Here is a 792-nt window from a genome sequence, read left to right as displayed (position 1 = left end):
AAGCAGTTGTACCAAAATGCAGCTCAGCAAGCACAAACCATAGTGGATTCTTTAAGTTCTCGTTTACAAGAAGTAGAACAAGAAGAGCCGCAATATAAACAATAGCTACAAGAATTGTAAAGTGAAAAGGGTGAAAATTCATCCTTTTCTGATGAAAGGGTGAGAGTGGGCTGTATGGAAAAAACGAACTTAGTGAAGGTTCTTTTGATTTCCCTATCTTCTTTTATGATTTTAGTTTCTGGATGTAATAACAAAAAAGAAGAAGGAAGAAGCAACAACGATTCACCATCTCCAATGTCATATATAGAAAATAAACAATCTCCATCACATGAAGCAAAAGCAATCGTTCTTTCTATGCCAGAAATAACAGATGCCAAAGCTGTTAATTCTGAAGATCAAATTTTTTTGGCAGTAAAACCAAAGCATCTTGAGCGGTTCCAATTAACAAGCCTTAAGAAAAAAATAAAAAAGAAAATTGAAAAAAAGTATCCGAAAATGGAAGTAACCGTCAGCACGGATCAAAAGATATTTACTTTGCTTGGTGAACTGGAGAGCAAGTTAGATAAAAAAATGGACAGCAAGGATATCGAGAGAGAATTGAAAAAGATTCAGAAGAAATCGACGGATGAGGCCTAACATTATGTGTTAGAAGAAAGGAGCGGCACCATGGCAAGCAAAGATAAAGAATTGACACCGGTTCAGCAGGAATATCAACAGTTTCAGGATCAGCACGAAATAAAAAGGCCAGTTATCACGAATTGCATAAAAGCCTTTTTGGTCGGTGGATTTATT

At 36.0% G+C, this 792-nt stretch carries 1 protein-coding gene and 2 pseudogenes; all 3 read left to right on the top strand.

Annotated features, from left to right (window positions below):
- Positions 1-105 (top strand): annotated as a pseudogene (locus G3O09_RS22660) (DUF1657 domain-containing protein); the annotation flags it as partial.
- Between the two features lie 69 nt (positions 106-174).
- Positions 175-636 (top strand): YhcN/YlaJ family sporulation lipoprotein, encoded by a 462-nt coding sequence (locus G3O09_RS21930; protein WP_163103560.1) that lies wholly within the window; start codon positions 175-177, stop codon positions 634-636.
- A gap of 30 nt (positions 637-666) precedes the next feature.
- Positions 667-792 (top strand): annotated as a pseudogene (locus tag G3O09_RS21925) (stage V sporulation protein AC); the annotation flags it as partial.

The organism is Peribacillus alkalitolerans (assembly GCF_010882125.1).
Taxonomy (GTDB): Bacteria; Bacillota; Bacilli; order Bacillales; family DSM-1321; genus Bacillus_BN; species Bacillus_BN alkalitolerans.
Note: the sequence above shows the minus strand (reverse complement) of the source record. Positions and strands in the feature narration are given on the sequence as shown.